General features: G+C 64.8%; 20 protein-coding genes and 1 pseudogene. 14 read left to right on the forward strand and 7 right to left on the reverse strand.

Annotated elements, in window-relative coordinates; genetic code table 11:
- Positions 1–292: 292 nt before the first annotated feature.
- The 3 genes from AB0M59_RS30645 to AB0M59_RS30655 all read right to left on the reverse strand — a co-directional run bounded on the left by AB0M59_RS30645 (position 293) and on the right by AB0M59_RS30655 (position 4669).
- Positions 293–1375 carry an HNH endonuclease signature motif containing protein gene (locus AB0M59_RS30645; RefSeq protein ID WP_364621937.1) on the reverse strand — a complete coding sequence of 361 codons (1083 nt, stop codon included), beginning with the start codon at positions 1373–1375 and terminating at the stop codon, positions 293–295.
- A 158-nt stretch (positions 1376–1533) separates the two neighbouring features.
- The gene (locus AB0M59_RS30650; RefSeq protein WP_364621940.1) at positions 1534–3957 is read right to left on the reverse strand and encodes an AAA family ATPase; all 2424 of its coding nucleotides are present in this window, start codon (positions 3955–3957) and stop codon (positions 1534–1536) included.
- Between the two features lie 388 nt (positions 3958–4345).
- Complete coding sequence (locus AB0M59_RS30655) at positions 4346–4669, reverse strand: CHAP domain-containing protein (protein WP_364621943.1); 324 nt, start codon at positions 4667–4669, stop codon at positions 4346–4348.
- 203 nt (positions 4670–4872) lie between these two features.
- Here AB0M59_RS30655 and AB0M59_RS30660 point away from each other — a divergent pair, with 203 nt between their 5' ends.
- The 3 genes from AB0M59_RS30660 (at position 4873) to AB0M59_RS30670 (ending at position 6131) form a co-directional block, all read left to right on the forward strand.
- Positions 4873–5079 carry a hypothetical protein gene (locus tag AB0M59_RS30660; RefSeq protein WP_364621946.1) on the forward strand — a complete coding sequence of 69 codons (207 nt, stop codon included), beginning with the start codon at positions 4873–4875 and terminating at the stop codon, positions 5077–5079.
- Between the two features lie 217 nt (positions 5080–5296).
- The gene (locus tag AB0M59_RS30665) at positions 5297–5968 is read left to right on the forward strand and encodes a hypothetical protein (protein ID WP_364621948.1); all 672 of its coding nucleotides are present in this window, start codon (positions 5297–5299) and stop codon (positions 5966–5968) included.
- Between the two features lie 28 nt (positions 5969–5996).
- On the forward strand, positions 5997–6131 hold the full coding sequence (locus AB0M59_RS30670; RefSeq protein ID WP_364621951.1) for a hypothetical protein: 135 nt from the start codon (positions 5997–5999) through the stop codon (positions 6129–6131).
- A gap of 228 nt (positions 6132–6359) precedes the next feature.
- On the opposite strand, the gene AB0M59_RS30675 is transcribed toward AB0M59_RS30670, so the two are convergent.
- Together AB0M59_RS30675 and AB0M59_RS30680 are read right to left on the reverse strand one after the other, a co-directional pair.
- Positions 6360–6608, reverse strand: a complete 249-nt coding sequence (locus AB0M59_RS30675) for a hypothetical protein (RefSeq protein WP_364621954.1) — start codon at positions 6606–6608, stop codon at positions 6360–6362.
- Between the two features lie 37 nt (positions 6609–6645).
- The gene (locus tag AB0M59_RS30680; RefSeq protein WP_364621957.1) at positions 6646–6834 is read right to left on the reverse strand and encodes a hypothetical protein; all 189 of its coding nucleotides are present in this window, start codon (positions 6832–6834) and stop codon (positions 6646–6648) included.
- Positions 6835–7601: 767 nt separating this feature from the next.
- Here AB0M59_RS30680 and AB0M59_RS30685 point away from each other — a divergent pair.
- On the forward strand, positions 7602–11282 hold the full coding sequence (locus tag AB0M59_RS30685) for a hypothetical protein (RefSeq protein WP_364621959.1): 3681 nt from the start codon (positions 7602–7604) through the stop codon (positions 11280–11282).
- Positions 11283–11666: 384 nt separating this feature from the next.
- On the opposite strand, the pseudogene AB0M59_RS30690 reads toward AB0M59_RS30685, so the two are convergent.
- Positions 11667–11819, reverse strand: a pseudogene (locus AB0M59_RS30690) (hydrogenase subunit MbhD domain-containing protein); the annotation flags it as partial.
- A 187-nt stretch (positions 11820–12006) separates the two neighbouring features.
- On the opposite strand from AB0M59_RS30690, the gene AB0M59_RS30695 reads away from it, so the two are divergent.
- From AB0M59_RS30695 to AB0M59_RS30740, 10 genes are all read left to right on the forward strand, one after another.
- Positions 12007–12570, forward strand: coding sequence for a hypothetical protein (locus tag AB0M59_RS30695; protein WP_364621960.1), 564 nt, complete (start codon positions 12007–12009; stop codon positions 12568–12570).
- A gap of 212 nt (positions 12571–12782) precedes the next feature.
- Entirely contained in the window at positions 12783–13646 is an 864-nt protein-coding gene (locus AB0M59_RS30700) for a hypothetical protein (protein ID WP_364621962.1), read from the forward strand.
- Between the two features lie 66 nt (positions 13647–13712).
- Positions 13713–14642, forward strand: a complete 930-nt coding sequence (locus tag AB0M59_RS30705; protein WP_364621963.1) for a conjugal transfer protein — start codon at positions 13713–13715, stop codon at positions 14640–14642.
- 18 nt (positions 14643–14660) lie between these two features.
- Positions 14661–14900 carry a hypothetical protein gene (locus AB0M59_RS30710; RefSeq protein ID WP_285459563.1) on the forward strand — a complete coding sequence of 80 codons (240 nt, stop codon included), beginning with the start codon at positions 14661–14663 and terminating at the stop codon, positions 14898–14900.
- Between the two features lie 80 nt (positions 14901–14980).
- The gene (locus AB0M59_RS30715; RefSeq protein WP_364621966.1) at positions 14981–15361 is read left to right on the forward strand and encodes a hypothetical protein; all 381 of its coding nucleotides are present in this window, start codon (positions 14981–14983) and stop codon (positions 15359–15361) included.
- Positions 15362–15531: 170 nt separating this feature from the next.
- Positions 15532–17937 (forward strand): ATP-binding protein, encoded by a 2406-nt coding sequence (locus AB0M59_RS30720; RefSeq protein ID WP_364621969.1) that lies wholly within the window; start codon positions 15532–15534, stop codon positions 17935–17937.
- Between the two features lie 84 nt (positions 17938–18021).
- Entirely contained in the window at positions 18022–20061 is a 2040-nt protein-coding gene (locus AB0M59_RS30725) for a hypothetical protein (protein WP_364621972.1), read from the forward strand.
- Positions 20058–21047: an NlpC/P60 family protein gene (locus AB0M59_RS30730; protein ID WP_364621975.1), complete on the forward strand. Its 990-nt coding sequence runs from the start codon at positions 20058–20060 to the stop codon at positions 21045–21047. Before AB0M59_RS30725 ends, AB0M59_RS30730 begins: the two co-directional genes overlap by 4 nt.
- Before the next feature lie 106 nt (positions 21048–21153).
- Positions 21154–21468: a hypothetical protein gene (locus tag AB0M59_RS30735; RefSeq protein WP_364621978.1), complete on the forward strand. Its 315-nt coding sequence runs from the start codon at positions 21154–21156 to the stop codon at positions 21466–21468.
- A gap of 226 nt (positions 21469–21694) precedes the next feature.
- The gene (locus AB0M59_RS30740; protein WP_364621981.1) at positions 21695–22321 is read left to right on the forward strand and encodes a hypothetical protein; all 627 of its coding nucleotides are present in this window, start codon (positions 21695–21697) and stop codon (positions 22319–22321) included.
- A gap of 37 nt (positions 22322–22358) precedes the next feature.
- Here the strand turns inward: AB0M59_RS30740 and AB0M59_RS30745 are convergent, their stop codons facing one another.
- Positions 22359–22760, reverse strand: a complete 402-nt coding sequence (locus AB0M59_RS30745) for an Lsr2 family protein (RefSeq protein WP_364621984.1) — start codon at positions 22758–22760, stop codon at positions 22359–22361.
- Positions 22761–23092: the final 332 nt, after the last annotated feature.

Here is a 23092-nt window from a genome sequence, read left to right on the forward strand (position 1 = left end):
GTAGCTGACCAGCGCGACGCCTTGGAGCTGGAGAGATGAGGAGTAGCGGGTTTCCGACTCCGGCCAAGTGGTCGCGGCCGATCCGTGCTGCCGGTCTTGCTGATCCTCTCCGGTGCGTCTCGCGTGGCACCGGTATGGGTTGGCCGGGCGCCCGGCAAGCCGGCAAAGACCGGAGGCGACGCAGATCTTCCTCGCGGCCGAGTCATTGGACGATCTGATGTCGAACGGCTGAGCGACTTCGCTCGGGGCTGCTTCACGGTCGCTTGAGATGCTGAAAGCTTGGCATTAGCCACTAAGCAGGGGGGGAATCAGGCTCTTCTGGTAGCTCTGGATCGACAATTTCATTGCATTGTTGATAGCTGCCTCCTTCGATTGAAAGGTCGGCTTCCCAGTCTTCAATGACTACGTCGTCAAATTCGAACTGGCCGGCTTGGTTTCCTGGCGACCAGGAAAGATTGAACTCGAATCGGCCAGTAATCGTGGTATCGCCCTGGACGTACTCCAGGGCGCCGTCGAGCATGTTATCGCGAGCAATGGTGGTGCTACCCGCGGCCTCGAATCTCCCCGAAAATGCGAAATCGATATTTGCCGGGTGGAGACTCTCGAAATCGACACGATCAACGGTGATCTCAGACCAGTTGAGATCGACGCTTTCTACGTCCGGTGCCCCCATTTGCTCGCTGGCCTCGAATTCATAAGTGGAATGCGATGAGATTTCCTTCAGAAGGGCGGATGACGGGGTAATTAGTGCTTCTGCTAGTTGCCCGCCCGCTATCTCCTCAAGGATGACGATCGTCCTTCTGGCGCGCTCGTTTAGGCGAAGCTTGATTCGCTGCAGCCTGTCGCCGACTTCGACTTCTTCAGTCCTGAATGTAAAAAAATCGACCCCGTCTTCCCCTAGTTCGGCAAGTCTCTGGATGACCGCCGGGGCGAATTGTTCAAAAGTTTCACGAGTTTCAGTGTCTTCGAGGTCAACTTCTGTAGCTTCAAGCAGAGCGTTCCCGAGCTTCGATGGATCTCCGAATTTCGACACCTGTCGGGCGACCTTGGGGGCAAGGCGCATCGATTTGGTCATTGTCATTTTCAGAAGAAAGGTCGCTGTGAAGTTGCGGTTACCCTTTGTCTTGTTGCATGTCCCGCAAATGGGTGCAAGATTGTAGAGGGCGTGAACGTTGTAGTCAGCCTGTAAATCGAGTTCTTCTTTTAGGCGAGAAAGTTCTTCTTTTCCTGCGGTCTTGGGGACTATGTGGTCAATCTGCAGATCGAGGTAGCTTTTGAATTCTCGACATGAATGGCACTGCTGTTCCCATAGGAGACACAGGACGTGTCGAAGTACTCGATTATCTCCGTCTTCCTTGTATTGCACCTCTGACACGGTTGTACTCCTGGGCTTCCTATGAAGATGTGTATATGACCTAGGTCATCTCTTGCGTGTCAAGCACTTGGTCGGAGGCGGATCTTCCCTTCCGTGGAAGTCTGACTGCGTCGGGCGATACATGTGGCTCAGCTCCGGCCCGTGCTGTAGCGGCCGGCCTACGGTAACCTGGAATTTGTATCCGGTACGGAAGACTTGCGTACTCCCTTGTAGGCCAAGGATCGAACTGCTTTCAGCAGGCCTTCGAAGTCGTCGACCTGGCCGCGGGGATCCTCCGCGAGGGCGAATCTCTGCGCCCACGTGCTCAGCTCGGCACGGACGTCTTCGGCTTCGCTGCTGTTGTCGAGCTGGCTGTGGATCTCCTCGATGAGCGAGAGCACATCTTCGCGCCGCGCTGCCGTGGGCCGGGTCCGAGTGAAGTCGCGTTTGATCCGGTTAATGCGACTAGAAATCTTTTCGACAGCTTCGAGTCTTTCGGCGCGCCGCTGCTTCACCGCCAGAACGCTGAGCAATAGTGCGAAATTTTCATGAGCTGTCTGCAGGACTGCTTCGGGTATTGCGGCTTTGGTGTTGATTCCCATGAGGACGTCGACGACGGCTCGGGCGAACGCCACCTTGTCGAGGTGGAAGCGCTCGTCGCCACTTAGGTTTGCAATGGTGTGCTGTAGGTACTTCAGCAAGCCCTTGTTCCTGGAGGGTGAGCTCTCGCTGCCTGTATCTGTTGTGGACGGCCACACAGTGCTTTCGGTCATCGCCAGGGTGGCGACGTCGATCTCAGGAACGAATTCACGGCAGTAGGCGTCGGCTGCTGCGACCGCGATTTCGAACGGGACGATGTCTTCGATTCCCGAAATCCCCAGAGGGTTCGAGGTTGCCAGGTCGATCAGCTCGCCGGTGCCGAGCTGTAGCACGAGGTCTTTTTCGATCAGCTGGGCTTTGTATACGCCGCTGTTCTGGAGTGCGGCGCAGGCTTCGTCTCCGTCTTTGTCGTTGTCCAGCAGCACGATGACCGGCGGCTTTTCGACGTCACGGCCACGTGCGAGGTAGACCAGATAAGGGATGTGTGGCGTGCCTCCTGCAGGCACGAGGGTGATCTTGTTCAGATCGAGACGGTTTCGTCCGGCAACGCCTCTGCGCCCCAGCCAACGTGATGCACCAGCCAGGAGCACTTGGTCGGACGGTCCTTCGACCATCAGGTTGCAGTTGCCGATGAAAGTAGTCTCGGCGACGAAGCTACCAAAGGCTGACCGGAGCGGCTCGTAGTGATTCGCTGAAGCGTTCGTCACGACGCGAGTACCTTCGTCGTACTCGCCCTTGTCCAGAACGCGAATCCGGTCGGCCTCGTTCTTGTCGATGAGGAAGGGGGAGTGAGTAACGTACACGACCTGGACTGGAGGCTTGCCCGGGTCCTTGGGGTCGGCGAAGTCCTCGAAGACGCGCAGTAGGTCCTGCTGCCCAGAGGAGGAGAGGAACCGATCCGGCTCGTCCATCAGGAGTATCTCAGAAACTCCGTCTTCCTTCGGTACGTGAGCAAGGTATTGAACGAAGTAGCTGAGGAAGTACTTCAGGCCATCGCTTCGTTCGTCGAACCCATAGGTGCGGCCGGTTCGGTCGCGGATCATGAAGACAAGGTCGTACTCGTACAGAGAGACAAACAGTTCGAACCGGGAATCCTGGGACCACCAGTGCGGGAAGTCTAGCGCTTTGGCCAATTCGGCGTTAATGGTGTCAACGATACTGTTGGCGTAGCCGTTCTTTGTCTTCACCGCCGTTTGCAGCTCGGCGAAAAGGGAGCGGTCCAGCCCTGCGACCTCCAGAAGGAGGTCTGAGGCCAGGTCGTAGGCCTCGATCTCCTCGGCTGTTGCGCTGCGAAGCGGGCGAAACGCCGCCGATATTTCGCTGGCTCTATCGGCGACGGTTGTTGCATCGTTGAACCACGTGTGATTTTCCCGCAGTGCATCCCACACGTTGCGGAGTAGTTCACGGCCTAGGGCCGAAACCGGCTTCTTGTCGACCATGTAGGCGAGGGGAACGCTGTCGGGAAGAGGCACCTCGGCGTCGATCTCGAACGGGATGGGCACGCCCAGTTCTTGCAGCCTCGACGGCTTCTTGACGTGAACCGGTTCGGACCAGGTGCTGCCTTGCCGGACGTAGATGCGGTGTTGTGGCGTGTGGTTCATCCGAAACACCGCAACGCGCTCGACAGACTCGAGGTCACGCTGTCCGGTCATCTGCGCGATTTTAGGCACGTCTTCGTCGGAGATGTCCGTGAACACGCATCCGAATTCTGGTTGGACCAGATCCTTATGAACACCGAAGAATCTTGAGTAGCGGCAGAAGTCGCTTCGGTCATATCCTAGGCCGGTAAGGGCGGCGCGGATCGCCTTGAGAACCTGGGTCTTGCCGGACTCGTTGCCGCCTACGACCGTCGTAATGTCGGGGCGCAGACGGACGCGGACGAAAGGGTAGTCGCCTTCGGGGGTCCAGTCCCAAGGATCAGGCGCGTAATCTTCGCCTGAAGCTCGGATGAAGTCGTAGTTTAGGGATCGGTAGAAACGTGCGTACACGGCGTGCAGCTTCATCGCGCTCCTCCGAGTCCTTGTCGCGATTGCGTCGGTGCAAAGGTCCGGCCGGCCGAGTGTTTCTCTACCAGTTGAGGTCATGATCGCTGGAGAACAACGAACCGTTACTGTGGCCGAGGTGAACGTGAGCGTGGCTCGTGGCGTTCTGTAGACACAAGAGGGATGTTATTTCCCAACCGGGTGAACATTTTCACTCTTACGTGGACGGGCTCGTCAGGCATGTTGGCGGGGCCGAAGTTGCTTGTGATCAATGTGAATGGACAAGATCCTCTATTCTGCTGAGTCTTCGCTTCGTGGCCAGTGGCTAGGCACCTTGAACACGAAAAACGGAAGCCGGGTGCCCCTCGCCGCGAACGGCGCGGGGCACCCGGCTCGGGCGGAGCAGTGCTCAGGCGACGGTCAGCCAGCCCGCGTAGGGCCGGGTCGCACTCCGGTCTTCGATCGTCAGGACGTGGACGCTGTGGTCACCGCGCTCGCCGGTCGACGCGGCGGTACCGTCCCCGAGTGATAACGCTACGTGACCGTACTCGTTGTCGGGGGTGCCCCACCAGTAGACCAGGGCCCCGACCGGCGGAGTTCCGGTCGTGTGCAGGGCGTCCCGATGGGCGGCGGCGAATGCAGCGGCGTCACCCGGACCGATCTCGAGCCCCGCGGCGAGGTATGCGTTGTGTACGAACCGCTGGCACCACTCGTCGTCGTTGTTCGTGCCCAACTGACCGACTGCCCAGCCGATGGCCGTACTCGGGGTGTTGCACTGACTGATGCCGGGCGTGAACCGGTTCGCCGCGGCGGTGCCGGACACGTACGCGTCGGGGAGCCCACGGCATGTGCGCGATGTCGAGCGGCGGCAGCGAGATCTTGTCGAAGATGTGGTTGCCTCGCGGGCCGACGGCCTCGCCGGACCAGCCCTAGCACATGATGCTTACCGCGGCGTTCTCGTTGAGGCGATTGCCGCTCATCACGGCGTTCGTCGACGGTCCGGTCAACAACTGGGCGCCGGTGCCGTCCGGGGTGCTGACGGTGAACCCGTCGGCTTGGGCCGGCGTGGCGAATGCGAAGGCGCACACCGCGCAGCCCGACACGACGGCCACCTTCGCCGCGTGGCGCCGGCTCTTCCCGTGACGAGCCGAGTTCTGGGAGGACTTCATCGCTTCTCTCCTTGTTCGGGAACCTCTGGACCGGTCGAATGCCCGCCTAAGAGGTGTCCCATGTGTCCGGAACTTGTCCTTTTTGTCCGGCGGGACGCGTCGTGAGCTGGGACAACGCAGACCAGGCACGTCCAGGATGTCCGGACTGGACAACCTGTGTCATCGCGGACGGCGCGGGGCACCTCACGGACATGAAGGAACCCGACGGCGGCGAAGACATGCCGCAGAAGCTCCGCTCGAGCATCGCGTCATTGTTCGACGAGAATCGAATCACGGTGCGGACTTTCGAGGGCGTGGGCATCAACAAAAACGTTGTTTCCGACCTGCGGAAGGACGATGACTCGCTGCCGAACGGCGTCAAGCTGCGGAAGGTGCTCAAGGCCGGGGTGACGCAGGGGATGATCGGCGAGGACGAGGCCGAGGCACTGCTTGTTCGCCACGGAAAATTGTCAGCCACATCGAACGACGTACGCCTGGTTCCCGCAGAAGTGGTTGTTCCCCGCGAAGCGGACCCTGACGACCACGCTCGAGCTGTGGAGCGGCCCGGCGCACGATCGACCCCACTCTGGGTGCCCTTGGTGGTGCTCGTTGGGGCTGCCGTCCTGGTCGCGCTGCTGATCGTAGTCATCCGGCACGAGCCTGCTCCGGCGTCCTCACCGATGGCGATGATCACCGTCCGAAACCAGCTGGCGATCGGGCCAAGCGGGCTGACCGCGGACCCCGCCGGTCCGGCCTACCTTTCGACGAAGGACGCGCCTTCCTGCGCGAGGGCGGTGCCGTCGTGCAAGGTCCCGGACTCCGACCTCGCCCCCGGGGAGCAGTTGCCGGCCGACTGCGAAAAGCACGACGGAGCCGAAATTTAACTACAACCGCGCCGAGGCGGTGCCGGCCATGGGTGCGAATCCGGAGCGGTTCAGCTCCCGGCTCTGGTACCACGTACATGACCAGGGTGGCCGCAGCGGGTTCATTTCGGTGATTTACCTCGACAAGCTCGACCGGAACGGCCACCAGCTCCCGGAATGCTGAGCGAAAGGCACGCCCCGGAACCGGGGCGGTGGCGAAGCCGAGCAAGGTGCGTGACCGCAAGCACGCTCCCGGCAAGCACCGCTGAGTGGGGTGAACCGTCAGGTCCAGCGGCTGGTCGGCCACCACGCCTGGAAGCTCTCCCGCCTACAACACCACTTTCGAGCGCGCCAGGGCCTGATGCTGGGCAAGGCACATCGGCCGTCTCGTCGGTCGACAGCCCGACCACCACTACACGGAGCACCACGATTTCCTGTAGTACTTGCGTAGGGCCATCACGATGCGCTCCATCCGGCCGCCCGGATCGAGGAGATCGCCACCGGGCCTGGCGATCACCTCGAGCAGGAGCTGCTCGCGCGAAGCCGGGGAAGCTCGGGACCCGGGGTTCGCCTGCTGCTGGTCGATGACGCGGCGAGCGTCGTTGGCCAGTCTCGCGGCGATGGAGCGAACCAGGTGGAGGAACGGACCTGCTCGGGGCATGGTCTGGAAGCGCGGCGAGCACCGCAAGGCGGACTTCCTACGCGACGTCGCGCGGGCCAGGTTCGAGGTTTCGCGGCCGAGCCACCCCCGGCAGCAGCGGAGCACCAGCGATGATCTGCAGGACCGCGTGGAGCGCGGCCGGATCGCCCCGCCGGGCGTCTCCCATCAACGAAACGAGCTCGACGGCAGACGGCCCGTCGCGCAGGAAGCGCCGAGAGTCGGTCATTGGTGGTAGGACCTTCACGACGCCGCAGTCCCATCGCGAAGACCCCAAAACCGAACAGCCTTCAGGGTCTCTTTCGTCGCTGACCGAAACGCCCACGCTGACCGGAGACATCTGATGTCCAGCTCGCCGAGGTAAGGTCACGGACGGAACGCCGCGGAGATGGCGGCGGTCGCGTCGTGGAGCCCAGTTCCCCGCCTGGCTCCGCATCGATCGCGACGTCGCCGAAGCAATCCGGGACGCCTTTCGACCGCCGCAAGGCTCCGGTCGTCAGCAGCCAACCGCGCTGGACTCCGCCAGCCACTGGCGCGTCGAGGTCAGGAGACTGCGGCGCAGGGGGTGAACTTTTCGGTCAGCTCCGGTCCACCGGACGATGTCGACAACCCCTCGGAGAAGCTGACTGAACGGGCATTGTGGCGGCGTTGGGTACGCTCGGCACCGCCCCGAGCGGAGCGGGTTGGGCCGCACTGGCGGGTAGCGGTGACGGCGTTTGCTGCCAGGACCGCGCTCGCGCACATTCGGCCTGCTGGTAGACGCCCGACCGGATACGGTCACGACCGCCTTCGCGGTAGAGCCGGGCGCTGAAACCGAACTCGTTCGAGTGAAGGTATCCGGCTGACCAGGCGGTTTCTATCATAACGAAACATGATCGGTCCGGCGCGTCGCTGAAAAGGGCCTCCGGCCCAGTTGCAGGATCGGAGTACCTGGCAGCCGGCCGCCGAGCGCCTGCTCGCCCGGACGCCAGCAAGCAGCGAGCAGCCGAGGGCCGAATGACTGACGCCGACGACGAGCCGACGGGAGACGCATCGCCCGCCGCCGTGCCATACGCTTCCGTGTCATCCGATGTCAGACTGCAGACGCTCGCACCGGGGTATGTGGCCGAGCAGCACGAGACGTACCTGAGGCACCTGCGGCAGGCAGTTGACGAGAAGAAGAACCTCAACATCGCGCTCACTGGCCGCTATGGCGCTGGCAAGTCGAGCGTGCTCGACGAATTCGTGGTGGATCGCACCGACACGCTGCGCATCGCCATCTCCACCCTCGGGCCAGACGCCGAAGGGGCGCCCAGGACGCTTACCAACCGCATCCAGAAGGAGCTGGTCAAGCAGCTTCTCTACCGAGCGTCACCTCGCAAGCTTCCGTTGTCGCGCTTCAACCGCATCGTTCCCCTATCCAAGCTTCGCGCGACGCTCGAGGCGATGGCCGTGGTCGGCGTCGTCGCCGGAGCCCTGGCGCTCCTCGGGTGGCTGCCCCACCTCGCCGGCACTGGTCCTGGGCACAATGGATGGCTCGGTGTGTTGTCCGGCGTCGGCTTCGCCAGTCTCGCTGTCGTCGTGCTCGCGACCCTGCGGATCGTGATCTACGGCCGCTTCGTCGTCTCTGACGTCTCAGCGGCGGGTGCCGCCGTGAAGCTGACACAGCGCTCGTCGACGTACTTCGACGAGTATCTGGAAGAGATCGTCTACTTCTTCGACATGGAGCTGCCCGGGGTCGTGGTCTTCGAGGACCTCGACCGATTCGATGATCCACATATCTTCGAGGCGCTGCGAGAGCTGAACACTTTGCTCAACAACACAGCCAAGCGCGTCGAGAAAAAGAAGCCGGTCCGGTTCGTCTACGCAATTAAGGATAGCCTTTTCGAGAAGCTGGGGCTCGACCCCGAGCAAGGACAAGGCGACTCAGCCCAGGTCGAGACGGTGCGAGCCAACCGCACGAAGTTCTTCGACATCGTGATCCCGGTCGTGCCGTTCATCTCCCACCACAACGCCCGCGAACTCCTAGCCGACTTGCTGCAAGCGGGCAAGGTCACCGATATCGACCGGGACCTCATCACACTGGTTGCCCAGCACGTCACGGACATGCGGCTATTGAAGAACATTTACAATGAGTACATCGTCTTCGCGCAGCGGTTGCTGGTCGGCGACCGGACCGCCCCGGGCTTGACCGCGAGCAACCTCTTCGCAGTGGTCGTCTACAAGAACATCCACCTGAAGGATTTCGAGGAGATCGCTCGTCGCGGGAGCGCCCTCGATGTTCTGTACGCACGTCGTCAAGATCTGGTACAGGTAGCCATTGATGGACTCGATCGGCGGAAACGTGGGCTGCTCGACAAGACGATCCGCGTCGAGAAGATGGGCCCCGTGGCCGAGCAGCTTGGTGATCGTCTCGTTGCGGTCGGACAAGCCTTCAGAGATCAGGCACCCAACGGGCAGATCAGAAGCTGGCCATACGTGAAGTTTCGCCCAGGTACAGTCTGGCATTCCGAAGACGAAGTGCGAAGCTGTGACTTTTGGCGTGCGGTGGCGGAGAACAACGAGATCTCGATCTGGGCATCGACGGACAAGAAAGCCGGATCGGATTTCGATCTCGGCACGTTGCAGCAAAGCCGGATCCAGGCGCTCTTTCCGGAGGCTGCGGACGCTGGCAGCTGGGCCAGCATCGACGAGCGTGAGGTCCAAGCGATGATTAAGGAGCTTGACTCCGACATTGCCTTCGTTCGGGGCGCCGACTTCGCCGGCCTTGCCGCCAATACTCGCTTTACCCTTCCTGTCGGTCAAGGCGATAACTTTGCGACCATCGTAGGTAAGACCATGGCGTCGCAGTTGGCTCGGCAATTGGTCATGGATGGATATCTAGATCGAAACTTCGCGTTGTACGCCGCCCAGTTCTACGGCCGGTTCTCCGGAGTCGACGTCGCCACCTTCATCGTGCAGCACGCGCAGACCAACACGATGAACGTCGACTACAAGTTCTCTGGTCAAGAGGCGGTCGCGAACCTCCTTACCGAAGCACCTCCTGACTTCATCCGAACGGCCAGTGCCTACAACGTCGATGTGCTGAACTACCTCCTCGAGCGGGATGACGAGCAGGTAGAGCACATCGCGCGATCCGTTGCGCGTGACTTCGACAATGACGCGCAGAAACTTCTTCGGCGGTACTTCAACCTAGGCTCGCAGCCCGCGAGGTTGGCTGCCCTGCTGAGCAGCGTCGGGTGGTCACCGATTTTCATGTGGCTGGCCGACGATGAAGGCCTTCCTGAGCGCATACGTCCGGCCCTTGTTGACGCGGCCCTGAAGGATGCGAATCCTGGCCACTCGTACGAGTTGGACGGACGGGTGCGCGGCTTCATTGCCGCCAACTACCCGGCGATGGAAGTCTTCACCGTCGCGCAGCCCGCGCCGCTCAACGCGAAGGTCGTTGAGTTCGTCAAGAAAGCCGGAGTCGTATTTCCGGGCTTGGCCGAGATCAGCGATGACTTGCGAGATGAAGTTGTCCGGGAACGTCTTTACCTGATCACTGCGGAAAACCTGCGAATAGCGCTAGGAATCGACGAGGATGTCAGTATCGATCAGTTGCGGGCCGACGCGAATGTCTACGAGTTCTGTCTGGCAAGCCCGAACGTATACCTGAACGCGGCCGAGAACGACGTCGCGACTCCATATGCTGTTGTCGGTGCACAGGCCCTCGTCGAAGTTCTCACCACGGTCACTGAGACATGGAAGAACGACCTGGTCCGGCGCCTCATCTCGATGGCCGCACCGAGTAGCCGGCTGGAGCGCCTGGACGCCGTTCCGTCGTCGTGCTGGCGGGACCTTGCTGCGCAAGAACTCTTTGAGCCGAGCGTTCGGAACATCAAGGCATATCTCGAGACAGTCGGTGAGTTCGGCGAAGAACTCGCCGGCTTGCTCACTGCTGCGGGGCGCATTGGTGCCGCGGACGGCGACGAAGACGACCGGGCGCACGTCGCCATCGCCGTCCTCAATGCCGCCGACGTGATTCAGGATCCTCTTGACCGAGTCACTTTGGTGCAGAGTCTGCACCTTACCGATTATCTGGTGCCGTCGGAGATCGAACCCGAGAGCGGTGAGCTCCTCACGCTTCTGCTCGAACACGACCTCGTGAAGGACGATCTCGAGTCCTTCATGAGGTTCAGGGAAGTGGGGTGGGCGGCCATCCGTCCCGCGATCGCGAGGTCTTCGAGGTTCGCTGACTTCGTGACGCCCGAGCTGGTCGGCGATTTCATCGAAAATTTCGTTCGCAGCAATCAAATTCCCGTTGGCGCGCGGGACAGAGTCATCGACAACCTCGAGGTTTACGTTCCCGGCAACGACGCTGCTGCGCTGGCGGCGGCAGGCCAGTACGCTCTGGAAAGGCGAGTGAGGCTGCCTCTCGATCAACTCCTTCGAATCGCTTCGGTCACAGGTGACGTCGATCTGGTTGTGCGGTCTCTGACCGTCGTGTCGCCGTTTCCGGAGGCTCAGGCTGTCGCGGGTGTACTGGGTGCTCTTGGAGTGCCATACAGCTATCTGGAGACTCATGTTGAGACCAAGTTCGAAGTCCCCGCTGACGACGCGCACCAGAAGTTATTCGCGCACTTGAGGAGTAAGGGTGTGGTGGTCAGTGTTACTAGGGCGAGGACTCGGGAGCGTCTCAACGTGAAGCTGACGTGACGCGCTCGGCGAGCAGTTCTGCTGACGTCGAAGAACTCGCCTGAGCTGACGGCAGAACGAGGACGCGGCGCAGTGGACGCTTCGGCTGATTGGGGCGCAGAAGGCCGCACGGCGCGAGCTCGGGTTCGCGAAGAAACTGCGTGCGCGCTGGTGACGGGATACTGCAGGTGACGGTAGCGGCATACCCGCAGCTGGTCGTGCTCCCGGCGGTCGAGCGACTGAACGGCGGGGTTGACCTGGAATCTCGCGAGACTGATTTCGAGATCGCTGGCGCTGATGGCGAGACTCGCGGTTTAGCCCGTTGAGATGGCAGACGTGTGAACGCGGCCGCGAAGACCTCCGCGATGCCGGCCAGGCCCAGCCGGCCGATGACGTTGCGGGTCCTCATCGCTTGCCGACCTTGCGCAGCGTCAGCAGTACGAGCAAGAGGACAACTGCCGCGCCGACAGCGAGCTCGGCCAGCGACACGTCCGGGGCCTGGAAGACGACGAGCAGCACGATCAGGCAAAGGGAGAACACTGAGAGCGTGATCGCCGACGTCGTCCGATCGACGAGCCCTCATGACCCTGAGCGTCGTGGTAATCAGGCGTGCGGACGACCCAAGCGAACAGGGGGGTTCCGCGGTCGCTGCCGAGCTGCCGACGCTCAAGGCGTCGCCTGCGCTCCAGAGTGATAGCGCGACCTGGTGCGCCGGATCAGTAACACCGCGATCTACAGTGGACGTGTGAGTGATTGGTTCTCGATCGGGGTCGGCGTGGTATCCGGGCTTTTCGGCGGCTCGCTCGGTAGCGTGTTCGTCGCCCCCTTCGTTGGCGAGCGCGTCGAACGAGGGAAACGCCGACACGCAGCAACTGCGGCGATCCGAGCTGCGTTACTGTCCTACCGCGACACCTTGCGGTACGACCTCGAAGAGCGCGGTGTCCGCCCGATCACCTACGCGTCGCTGGAGTCGCAGGAGCGGCTGGCCGAAATCATCGTGCGCGAGTTGCCGCACGTCGGGCGGTCGAAGCGCGGACGCCTGTACGAGCTACTCACAAAACTTGTCGGATCCCGCACAATGACGATGGCCGAAACTCGAGCGTACCTTCCGACCGACGCACGCGACTTGGAGAAGGAGCAGCTCCGCCTGGAAGTCGCTGAGCGACACATCCAGTTGGAAGACGGTAGAGCTGAGCAGCACGGTCAGCTCGGCATCGTGCGGCGGTCTCCTAACGAGCGAGAACATCGGGACCATCACGCCGCCGCGATGACTACGTTGCAGTCGATGCTCGACGACGTTGCGCTCTGACACCGTGAATCCTGGCGGGAATTTGCCGGGCCCTCACTTTGGCTATCTCCTGAGCTAACTGACGTAGTGAGCGACAGCAGAGGCTCAGCGGTAGCTCGTCCGGGTGAATTGCGGCTTGCTCTCCAGCGGGGGCAAGGCCGTGACACAGGAATGGCGCAAACGCCAGATCAGACGCTGGCTCGGAACTCGTCATCCGAGCGAAGGAGCCGGCCATGGCCACCCGATCCGTTGCGAACAGCCCACTGACGATGCTGCAGGCCCAGTTCCGGCAGCGCCGCGTTGTCGCGCGGTTCGACCAAGTCCTGTGCGAGTGGTCTGCCGAGGAAAACGCGTTATCAGCGATCACGTCCCATCACGACTTGATTGACGTCTTGAGGAGCCGCGACTACGCACGTCACGACGAGGTGCTTCACGCTCTCCTGACTCGGGCGGCGTCGCCCGGTGGCGTAGGGGTCACCGCTGCCGAGATCGTGGTGAACGCGATGCTGCCAGCTGTCCCGGGGATCGTCGGACGCGTCGTTCGCGCGGCACGAGCGGCGGGAAGCGCGGTTGGTGTCCGGCGGGGCGTCACCGGTGGCGGCGTCTCGGCCTCGGAAGAGAGCCGCGACATCCAGGCGGCCGTGATCGGGCACCTGTGGGAGCAGACCCGCTGCTACCCGCTGCGGCGGGGGCATCACGTCGCGGCGAACCTCATGCGGGAAACCCAGCGCGCCGCACAGCGGGACTTCGGCGTTGACCACAGCCAGGCCGCCGCGGACATCGTCAGCATCGACGATGACGAGGTGTACCGGCCGTTGGCCGCCGTGCCGGAGGAGGTGGACGCCTCGGAGGAACTGCTCGAACTGCTGTCGTGGGCGGTCGCACAGGACCGGCTCGACGAGTACTCCGCCGCCATCCTGGTCACCCGTTACTTCGGCGACCCGGTCGGACGGGACGGCGTGACCACCGACCGCCAGATCGGCACGCTGATTGGGCTGAGTCAGCCGACGATCACCCGTCACCGCCGCCGCGCGTTCGAACAGCTGGCCGAAGCCGCGGCGGAGTATCCGGGTCGTGACCTTCCCCAGGCCGGCTGAATCACACCGGGGTCCAGACATGCGTGCCTTCGAACAGCAACCGGAACTGGCGGAGGAGGTCGTGTCGTGCTTGGTCGTCGCGGCCGAACCAGCAGAGGAGTGCTGGCCGAGCTGTTGCCGGACGCGGAGGCGGAGTCCGCGATCCGGGGCGCGAGTCGCCGGGCCGGTCGGGTGGCGGCGTGGCTGGCCGTGCTGGCCAGCCCGCTGCTGACGATCACCGGACTGATCGTGCTCCAGCCAGCGGGTGCGCCGCCGATGCGGGACGGCGGCGCACCCGCGCCCTCCGCCTCTCCGGAGGGCTGGGCGGAGATGTATGTGCGTTCCTGGCTCTCGGCGACCCGGGGCGATTCCGCCGGGCTCGAGGTCTTCTACCCGCCGGGGATGAAGTCGCAGCGAGCGGCCGGTACTCAGGTTCCGGTCGACACCGCGGTCGTCTCGGCGACCTCGCCGACGGCAGGGATCTGGTCGGTCGTGGTGGTCGCCGACGTGCTGGTGCTGGAGCCGGGCGGTAAGCGCGCGGCTTCGCTGCTGTGTACGCAGGTCGCGATGGCCGGAACCGGTGATACCTACGTCGCCACGTCGCTGCCCTCACCGGTTGCGTGCCCCGGCACCCTCGGTGCCGCCGCGCTCGCCTACGACGAGGTCGCCGATCCAGCCGGGCCGGTCGGGCAGTCGGTCGCCGGATTTCTAGCCGCCTACCTGGCGGGGCAAGGTCAGCTCGATCGGTTCGTGAGCCCGGGAGCAAGCCTCGACCTGCCAAGGCCGGCGCCGTTCGCCGCGGTGCAGCTGGCTGAGGTGCGGACGCACGAAAAGTTCGAGCCGGGGCAAGCCGCTCGGCCGCCCGACGGGACCACTGTCCGCAGCCTTGTGCGTGCCTCGGCCTGGGACGCCACCGGGCAGAGCACCCCAGTCGACTACGCGCTGACCCTCGTCGCGCGGGCCGGCCGGTGGGAGATCAACCGCATCGATCCGGCGCCGCTGATCGCGGGCCGCTGAGGCCGAGGAGAACGTCTGATGATCGTGCTCGCCGCGGACGTGAAGTCTTGGATCGACACCAACCTCGCCTGGGGTGACCAGTCCGTCCGCCGGCTGATCCTGCTCGCCGCGATCGTCGGCGGGATCGGGCTGCTGGTCGGCACCCGCGGGAACTTCACCCGGGCGATCAAGTACGGCGTGATCGCGGCGATCTTCCTCGGGATCCTGCTCAACCTCGACGGCGTCGCCGGCATGTTCGGCGCCTGGTTCACCCATTGACCGCGCAGAAGAGCCGCGGCGACGTCCTCGTCGGTCGCTCTTACACTCGTTCGCGTCGGTTTCCGCGGATGTTCGGGCGGATGCCTGGCCGCGACGGCGGCTATCTCCCCGGTGGGCCGTATACGGTGACCCAGGGCGCGTTGTTCCTGGTGCTGCTGGTGGTGGTGTGGAAGCTGCCGCTGCTGGACTGGCTCGGCCCGGCACGCTGGGGGCTGCCGCTGTCGGCGGTGTTTGTCCGACGCGCGCGGATCGAGTCGCGCACTCCGCTCGGCTGGCTCGCGGGCCTCGGCGCGCACCTCCTTGCCCCGAGAGCTGGCACTCTCGGTCGCCGCGCGTACCGGCCCGCGCGACCGGAGCGGACCCGAGTCGCGCTTTACGTGCACCTGCGCGACGAGGTCGAGGTGCCGTCGGCGCCGGTGTCGTCGCTGCAGATGGTCTTGGCCCAGGCTCGGGAGCGGTGATGGACAGCCCGGTGACCGATGTGGCGGGCAACCTGCTGTTCTGCGTCGACGGCTCGACCTGGGCGGTGTGGCGGGTACTACCGCACGAGAGCGCCCGCTCCGCGGGACGGCAGCTGCGGGAACTTTACGACCGCACCGTGACGCTGATGAAGTCGCTCCGAGGAGAGGTGATGATCGCGTCGCTGTGCGAGCAGGTCCAGGCCCACGCGATCGTCCAGCGCTGTCTGGAAGGCATCGACCTGGATGCCAACCCTCACTGGGCTGAGACCGTCCATAACGCATGGGACCAGCTCGACACTCTCGACGTCCTTGGCCGCAGCTACTGGCTCGCCAAGCCGCTGGCCGGGCACGGCTGGAAAGAGGGTGCCCAGGCCATGCTGCGGGCGACGAGCGCAGCGCTCGGCGAACAGCTCGGTCTCCCGGCCCGGCCAGCGTCGGCGGCTGCGGTCGCGGCCGGTCGGGAGCGGGCTCGGGTCGCGGCCCAGGAACTCGGCGGTGCTGTTCCGTTCCGGCCGGCGACGGAGGCTGAACTGCTGTGGTGGCTCTGCCGCGCCCCGGTTCGCGGCGTCAATGAGCCTCAGCTCGACGGCACGACCGCAGTGCACAACACCGGCGCCACGGTGCGGCGAGGGAGCGGGCGCGCGCGGCTGACGGTGCTGCGCTCGTGCGTGTTCGACGAGGGTGGTCGCACTGACCCGGTCGAGGACCGGGCGGGCTGGGGGCCGCTGGGGTTGTTGAACCGCCGGTTCGTCAAGTGCGTGACCCCGCACGACGACGGCGCCGTGACCAGCTACCAGGCCTACCTCGTCTTGGCCGAGATGCCTCGGGCGTTCACGTTCCCTGGGCACGAGATCCTCGCTCGGCTGGCCGACATCGGCTTCGGCGTTGATTACGCGCTGCGGGTCACCGCCCACTCGAACGAGGAGGCCCGCGCGGCCAACCGTCGCCGGACCCGGGACTTGATGAGTCAGGACGAGGAGCACGCCGGCGACACCGCGGGCGTCCCGGCGGACGTGGTCTCGGCACAGGAGGAGATCCAGCATAAAAACGCGCGCCTCGGCGCCAGCTCCACCGAGATCGACCTCGAAGTCGGCGTCGTCGCCGGCGTCTGGGGCGCCACCGCCCGCGACGCCGACGCCCGCGCGAAGGCGCTTCGGCAGGCTTTCCTGGGCGGGGAGTACCGGTGGGAGCGACCGCTCGGCGGGCAGCGGCAGCTATATCAGGCGATGTTGCCGGGGAGCCGGACGCCGATGGTGGTACGCGAGTGCAGCCAGAACCTGCTCGCCACCGACGCCGCGATGTTGCTGCCGGTGTCGGCCACCGACTTCGGCGACCCCGCCGGCGCGCTGTTCGGGTTGACCGTCGACGGCGGCGCCATCGCTCCGTTCCTGCTCGACCCGACCTACGGGCCGACCCACGACTCCTCCGGCGGCATCGCCGTGATCGGCGAGCTCGGCGCTGGCAAGTCGGTCGTGCTGAAGAACGTCGCCGCGGTCGTGCGGCTGATGCTCGACGGGCGGGTCATCGTCATCGACCGCACCCGCAGCCGGGAATGGACACCAGTCGCCGCCGCGCTGCCCGGGAACGCGCAGATCATCGACATCATCGACCCCAGCCTCGACGACCGGCCCGCCGCGGCCGAGCTGCGACACTCCTGCGATCCGCTGCGGGTCTTCCGCAGCACCACCAAGTCGAGCACCGGGATCGCCGAGACGTTCTTCGCGTCATGGCTCGACCTGGAGTCCAACTCCGCCGAACGGGACGCGCTCGGCCGGGGACTCGATGACGTCAGCGGTCACCCGGACGCCTCCAGCAATCGGCTTGTCGACACGCTCCGGCGACATGGTGGACGGGACCCCGCGGCTCGAGCGCTCGCGGATCGGCTCGAGCGTCTGCGGCGTGACCCGATTACCCGGCCAATCTTCGATCCGGAACTGACGCCGGTTGACCTCTTCGGCGCCGACATGGTCGTGTTCTGCACCAACGAGATTCCGCTCCCGAGCACGCTGGAGATGAGCAACGAACGGATGGCCGCACGCATCCCGCCGCGCAAGCTCTTCGGCCGCGCCTTCCACCTGCTCATCGCCGCAATCGCCAAGGAGATCTGCTTCACCCCGGGACGATGGGGCGAGTTCATATGCGACGAGGCCTACAACGTCACCGGCACCCCCGAGGGCCAACAGATCGCGCTCGAGTTCGTCCGCGACGGCCGCAAGCACGGCGCCGATGCCGCATTCGGCTCGCACGCCCCGCAAGACTTGGGTGATGACGTTCTGCGGGGGCTGATCGCGGTGCGGTTCCTCGGCCGACACCGCGACAACGGCCTTGCCCGCAACGGCCTCACCTGGCTCGGCGTCGACGCCGATGCCCGCTACCACGAGATCGTCACCAAGGACCTCTCCCCGTTGAACCCGGCCGGAGGCGAAGACGAGCGCCGCGCCCGAGCGGGGGAATTCCTCGTGCGCGACCACGCCGGCCGCGTCGGCAAGGTCAAGGTCGTCACCCAGCCGTACCGCACGCTGCCCGACGCCGTCCTGACCACGCCGTCCGTCACCCGGGGCCACCAGGCGCATTGAACGTCCCTTCGCCAGCCGTGTCTCAACAGGACACGACCAGGCTGGAGGCGACTGGGGATGAAGTGCACGGCCAGCGGAACTCGCGTGCTTGCGCTCGCCGCGGTGATCGTCCTCATCGGACTGCTCGCGCCCCAAGTCGCGACGGCGCAAACGCTTCCGCTGCCGCCGAACCCGCCGGAACCGGACACCTCGCGCCCGCAGAATCCTTGCGAGCCCTACCCGACGTGCCTGTGGTTGCCGGGTGATGAACCAGCGCCACAGCCGGATTCGGACGCGCCGCCGCTGCCCTTGCAGGACGATCCTGGACATCACGTCCACCTCGGCGGGATCTTCAGCATCGACGACGGCTACGGCCGCGACCTGCACAACTACGACCTTTTCGCCAACTTGCCCTGGCTGGTCGACAACCCCATGCCGACCATTTGGCTCTGGCTGGGCAACATCGGCTTCGCCGTCGGCAAGTACGCCGTCGGGTTCTCGGTCTGGTTCACCGAATGGGCCGCCTCCACCCAGGTCTTCGACTGGATCAAAACCCCGGCTCGCGATCTCGAAGACATCTGGACCACTACGGTCATCGGCGGGTTGCGGCTGCGCGAGATCGCGATGCTCATCACCACCTGCTACCTCGGGCTGTTGTTCGCCCGAGGCCTGACCACCCGGGCGTGGCGGGAAACCGCGTCCACCATCGCGGTGAATGTCCTCGCCGTCGCAATCATCACCCACCCGGTCGACTTCCTCATCGGCGACGACGGCGTCCTGTCCCTATCTCGCGATCTCGGCGCCGACGTCTCCAGCGTCATCATGGGCCAGCAGCCTGGCGGCACCGGTAATCCGGCTGCGCCGATCGGGCAGGCGTTGATCGACAACTTGCTGGTCACGCCGTGGGAGACGCTCAACTACGGCACGCCCATCAGCCGCGTCCATGGCATCGCCGGGGCCTGCCAGTATTCGGTCAAGAAGGTCCTCGACGACGGGCCGTGGTCCGGGAAGGACGACAGCACCAAGGCCCGCGAACTCGACGGCTGCCCCGGCGACTACGGCAAGTACAACGAGGTCGCCGACGGCGACCGCGCGCTCGGCGCCTGGCTGTACGCGATCGCGATGCTCCTGTTCGCCATCCTGACGATCTGCCTCAACGCCGTACAGGTCCTCGCCCCGTACTTGCTCTTGTTCGAAGGGCTGCTGCTCGCACTCGCCCTAGTCGCTGCGCTCGTGCCGTCGATGCGGCACCAGCTCACCTACCGGATCAGCTCGATCGCCGCGACCATCGCCCGGCTGCTGGCCGGCATGGTTTTCCTCGCGGTGATGACCGTGCTCCTGCGCACCCTCATGCTCGCCGACCTCGGCCCCCAGCTCGTCCGGTTCGCCGTCATCGATCTGGTCGTGTTCTCCGGCTTCCTGTTCCGCAAACGCCTCGCAGCAAACCTCCAGCGCGTCCGCGCCCAGGTCAACAACCGGCTCCAGCGCTTGGCGCGCCCCCGAGCTGTCCCGAAGTCACTGCCGGCTCCAGTTGTCCCGCCGGGCCCGGACCGGCTCGCCCGCACGCTCAAGACCGGCACCTCGGCGTTCACCGAGACCTTCGCCCCGGTCGGACGGCTCAAGGAGCGGCTGGTCACCGCGGGACGAGCAGGTGGGCGCGCCGGGGGTGCCTTTCTGAAGTACACGGCGGGAGCGCCCGTGTCCTGGCCGGAGGCGGCGCAGCGCGCGCAGACGGCACTCACCGCGAAGGCCGGCATCGCCAAAGCCGCGTTGGCTCGCCGTGCCGAGGCCGCGAAGACCTACAGCGCGGCCTACGCCGGCAATCTCGGAACGGCGACCAGGGCGATTCCGGCCTGGCACGCGGCCACGACGGTGCTGACCGCCTTCAGCGACCGCCCGACCCCGCAGAAGGTGCCGACAGCGACGTATCTCGAAGCGGACATCGCCGCTGCGACGCCGCCACCCGTCACCCGGGCACCGGAGTTCACTGGCACCGATCTAGCGGCCGCAGCCGGCGATCGCCAACCTGTGAAGCCGTCCGTCTTGCCGGGTGAATCGTCCCTGCCGCCCGGGATGCTCCCCTCGCCCGCTCCGTGGGCGCAGCGGCTTCGCGACCGGCTCGGCAGCTCGGGACGCGGCCAATGAACCCGCTGCTCGCGCTCCGTGCGGCGGAGATCGCTCGCGACCGAGTCCGTGAACACCCCGGCCGTTGGGGCTGCCTCGCTGCGCTGCTCTTCTTCGGCCCACCCGCGGTCTGCGTGCTGATCGTCGTCGTCTTGCTGACTGCCCTGACCGGGACGGGCGATACCAGTTCGGCGAAGGCGCCGACGACCGGTGCGGTCGGCGACATTCCAGCTGATTACCTCGTCCTCTACCGCGACGCCGCGCAGACCTGCCCGGGACTCGACTGGTCGATCCTTGCCGCCATCGGCAAGATCGAAACAGACCACGGCCGCTCGCCGCTCCCGGGCGTGCACAGCGGAGTCAACAGCGCCAAAGCTGGCGGCCCCATGCAGTTCCTGCAGGGCACTTTCGACAGCGTCGTCGCACGCCACCCCATACCGCCAGGTGGAGCGCATCCGCCGTCGCGGTACAACCCGCACGATGCGATCTACGCCGCCGCGGCCTACCTGTGCGACTCGGGTGCGCGTGACGGTCGGGACCTCCGCGGAGCGATCTTCGCTTATAACCACGCCGACTGGTACGTCCAGAAGGTGCTCGACCAGGCAGAGCGCTACAGCTGCGGAGCGGTGCAGGCTCCGAACCATGCAGCTCAGCTCGCGATCGCCTTCGCCTGCGATCAGCTCGGCCTGCCGTACGTCTGGGGTGGCAACGGTCCGGCCAACGGTGATCGGGGCTTCGACTGCTCGGGCCTGACCAAGGCGGCGTACGCCTCGGCCGGGATCGATCTGCCACGTACAGCACAGACCCAGTACGTCGCGGGCCCACGGGTCGGGACCGATCGACTCCAGCCGGGGGACCTCGTCTTCTTCGGAAGTAGCCCGAGCCACATCACGCACGTCGGGCTCGTCCTCTCGAGCGGTTCGATGATCAACGCTCCGGACTTCGGCAAGCCTGTCCAGGTCGACAGCATCGGCAGGGCGTTCGGCGCAATGCGACCAGGGCGATGACGAGACCGCGGGCGTCGCAAGGTACACGCCGTCACCTCGCTTGAGGTTGGTAACACAACGGTGCCGGTTGGCGACTCCGACTACCTCACGAGAGATCGGAGCCGAGATGACGAACTACTACGTCAAGACACCTCAGCGGTACGCCGCTGTTCAGTTCACCGGAGACGCCTCGGCCTTCATGGCAGCGATCAGGTCGGCGACCAATCAGTGGGGTTTCCCCACTCACTACGTCCAGGATTCCGGAACGGCCTTGGTCGTCGAGTATCAGGCCTCCGCGGGCAGTGGACTCGTTAAGGTGCCCGAGGGTGCTTACCTCATCTTCCCGCCAGACAATCAGATCGAGATGCCGTATGTCCTCTACGGCTTCGAGGGCAGCGGACTCTCTCCCTACGAGTCAATCTACGTGTCAGGCGAAAGCTGATTGAAGCTTCAACGCCGGAGAACTGGCCGCCTGTGGGTGCAGCACATCGTGCGGAGAGCGACTGGTTCGGCGGTGCGGCTGCGTCGGGCGATGGTGGGTTTGCCCGACGTCTTGATGTACCGGTTGAAGTTGTAGTCGAGGCAGCGATGATCTCGCGCATGGAAGCTGATGGCTGAGCGACCTGTCTTGCTTCATGACCAGAGCAAGCAGGGGAGGTTGGCCGGCCATGAACATGACCGACCGGAGCAGGATGATCGTTGGGCCTTGCGTTGGCAGTGCGTTCGCACGTTCAGGCCGACCGCGCCATTCGGCTGGTCAGTCACCCTTTCCCGACCTGGCCCCGAATGCCGACATGTTCCCCGGCACGCATGGCCGCCAGGTCATGCTGGGGAACAGTGCGCCGAAGGCGCTCCGTCTGGGAGACGTGGCCGCGAGCGGCGCGGTGTGGTGGGTGACCACCGCCGCGGTCGCGATCCTGATCGCGGTCTTCGTCCTCCACCGACACCTTCGTTCCCACCACCTCCGCTCCCGTGTCCGGTTCGACCTCCTGCCGACTGCCGGCTTCGATCCGTCGCCGCAGGCGGTGCTCGCGTTCGCGCACCAGCTCGGGCGGGTGCGGCCGGTGCGCGGGTGGGTGCCAAGGGCCGCGGTCGGGGTTCGGGTCCGGTTCAGCACGGACCCGGAGTTCGGAAAGATGGTGATGAGCGTGGAGGGGCGTGAGTCGGTGACCGGCGTGCTCAACAAGCTCGTCTATCCCGACGTCGAGATCCGGCGGGCGACGTCGGAGGGTGATGTGTCCTCCGTCGGCGGCGAGGGTGATGTCTCCTCGCCGTCGACGGGACGACAGCGGTGATCTCTCCCCAGTGATCTGCTGGCCATCGTGGTCAGCTTCAGGCGGCGGCCTTCTTGCGCGAAGAGCGCTTCCTCGGGGACGCCACCGGGGCTGTTTCGGCAACTTGAGCCTGCTCGTAGGCGGAGATCACTTCCGAGGAGAGACGTCCTCGCTCGGAGACCTCGTAGCCGTTCGCGTTGGCCCAGGCGCGGATCTGCTGGTTGCGCTCACGGTCGGACGCGGTGATCGTCGTCGACTGACCGGTCGCGACGCGGACCTTGCGGCCGCCGATACGACGTCCGGCGCTGATGAACCGAGCCAGCTCATCGCGCAGGGCGGCGGCATTCTCGTCGGAGAGGTCGATCTCGTAGGTCACGCCGTCGAGACCGAACTGGACGGTCTGGGTGGCGGTGCTGCCGTCGATGTCGTCGAGGATCTCGACGAGCACTTTCTGGGCCATTGAATGCTCCTCGGGGTGGTGTGGGGCAAGAACGCGAGCTGCGACGGGTTTCACAATGCGCGACGTTCTTCGACCGAGTGTATCCACAACGCGGGAAGAAAGGAAAATGTACCCCCTTCGCCGGCGCATCAAATCCGGCTGCGACCTCCCGTGACTGAGGTGCTAACGGTCAATCTCGCCGTTCATGGGAGGAGAACCCGCCGTGCACCGTCAGCTGTCATCGTCGGACCTGCATGTGGCGCGGGCTGAGCTCGTGCTGGCACGTCCTGGGAATCTTCCCCTGCGTGCGTTGCCCGTCCGGCCGGACGATCCACTCCAGACACTGGCGAACG

It is taken from the genome of Amycolatopsis sp. NPDC051371, from assembly GCF_040682155.1.
In the GTDB taxonomy this organism is placed as follows: domain Bacteria; phylum Actinomycetota; class Actinomycetes; order Mycobacteriales; family Pseudonocardiaceae; genus Amycolatopsis.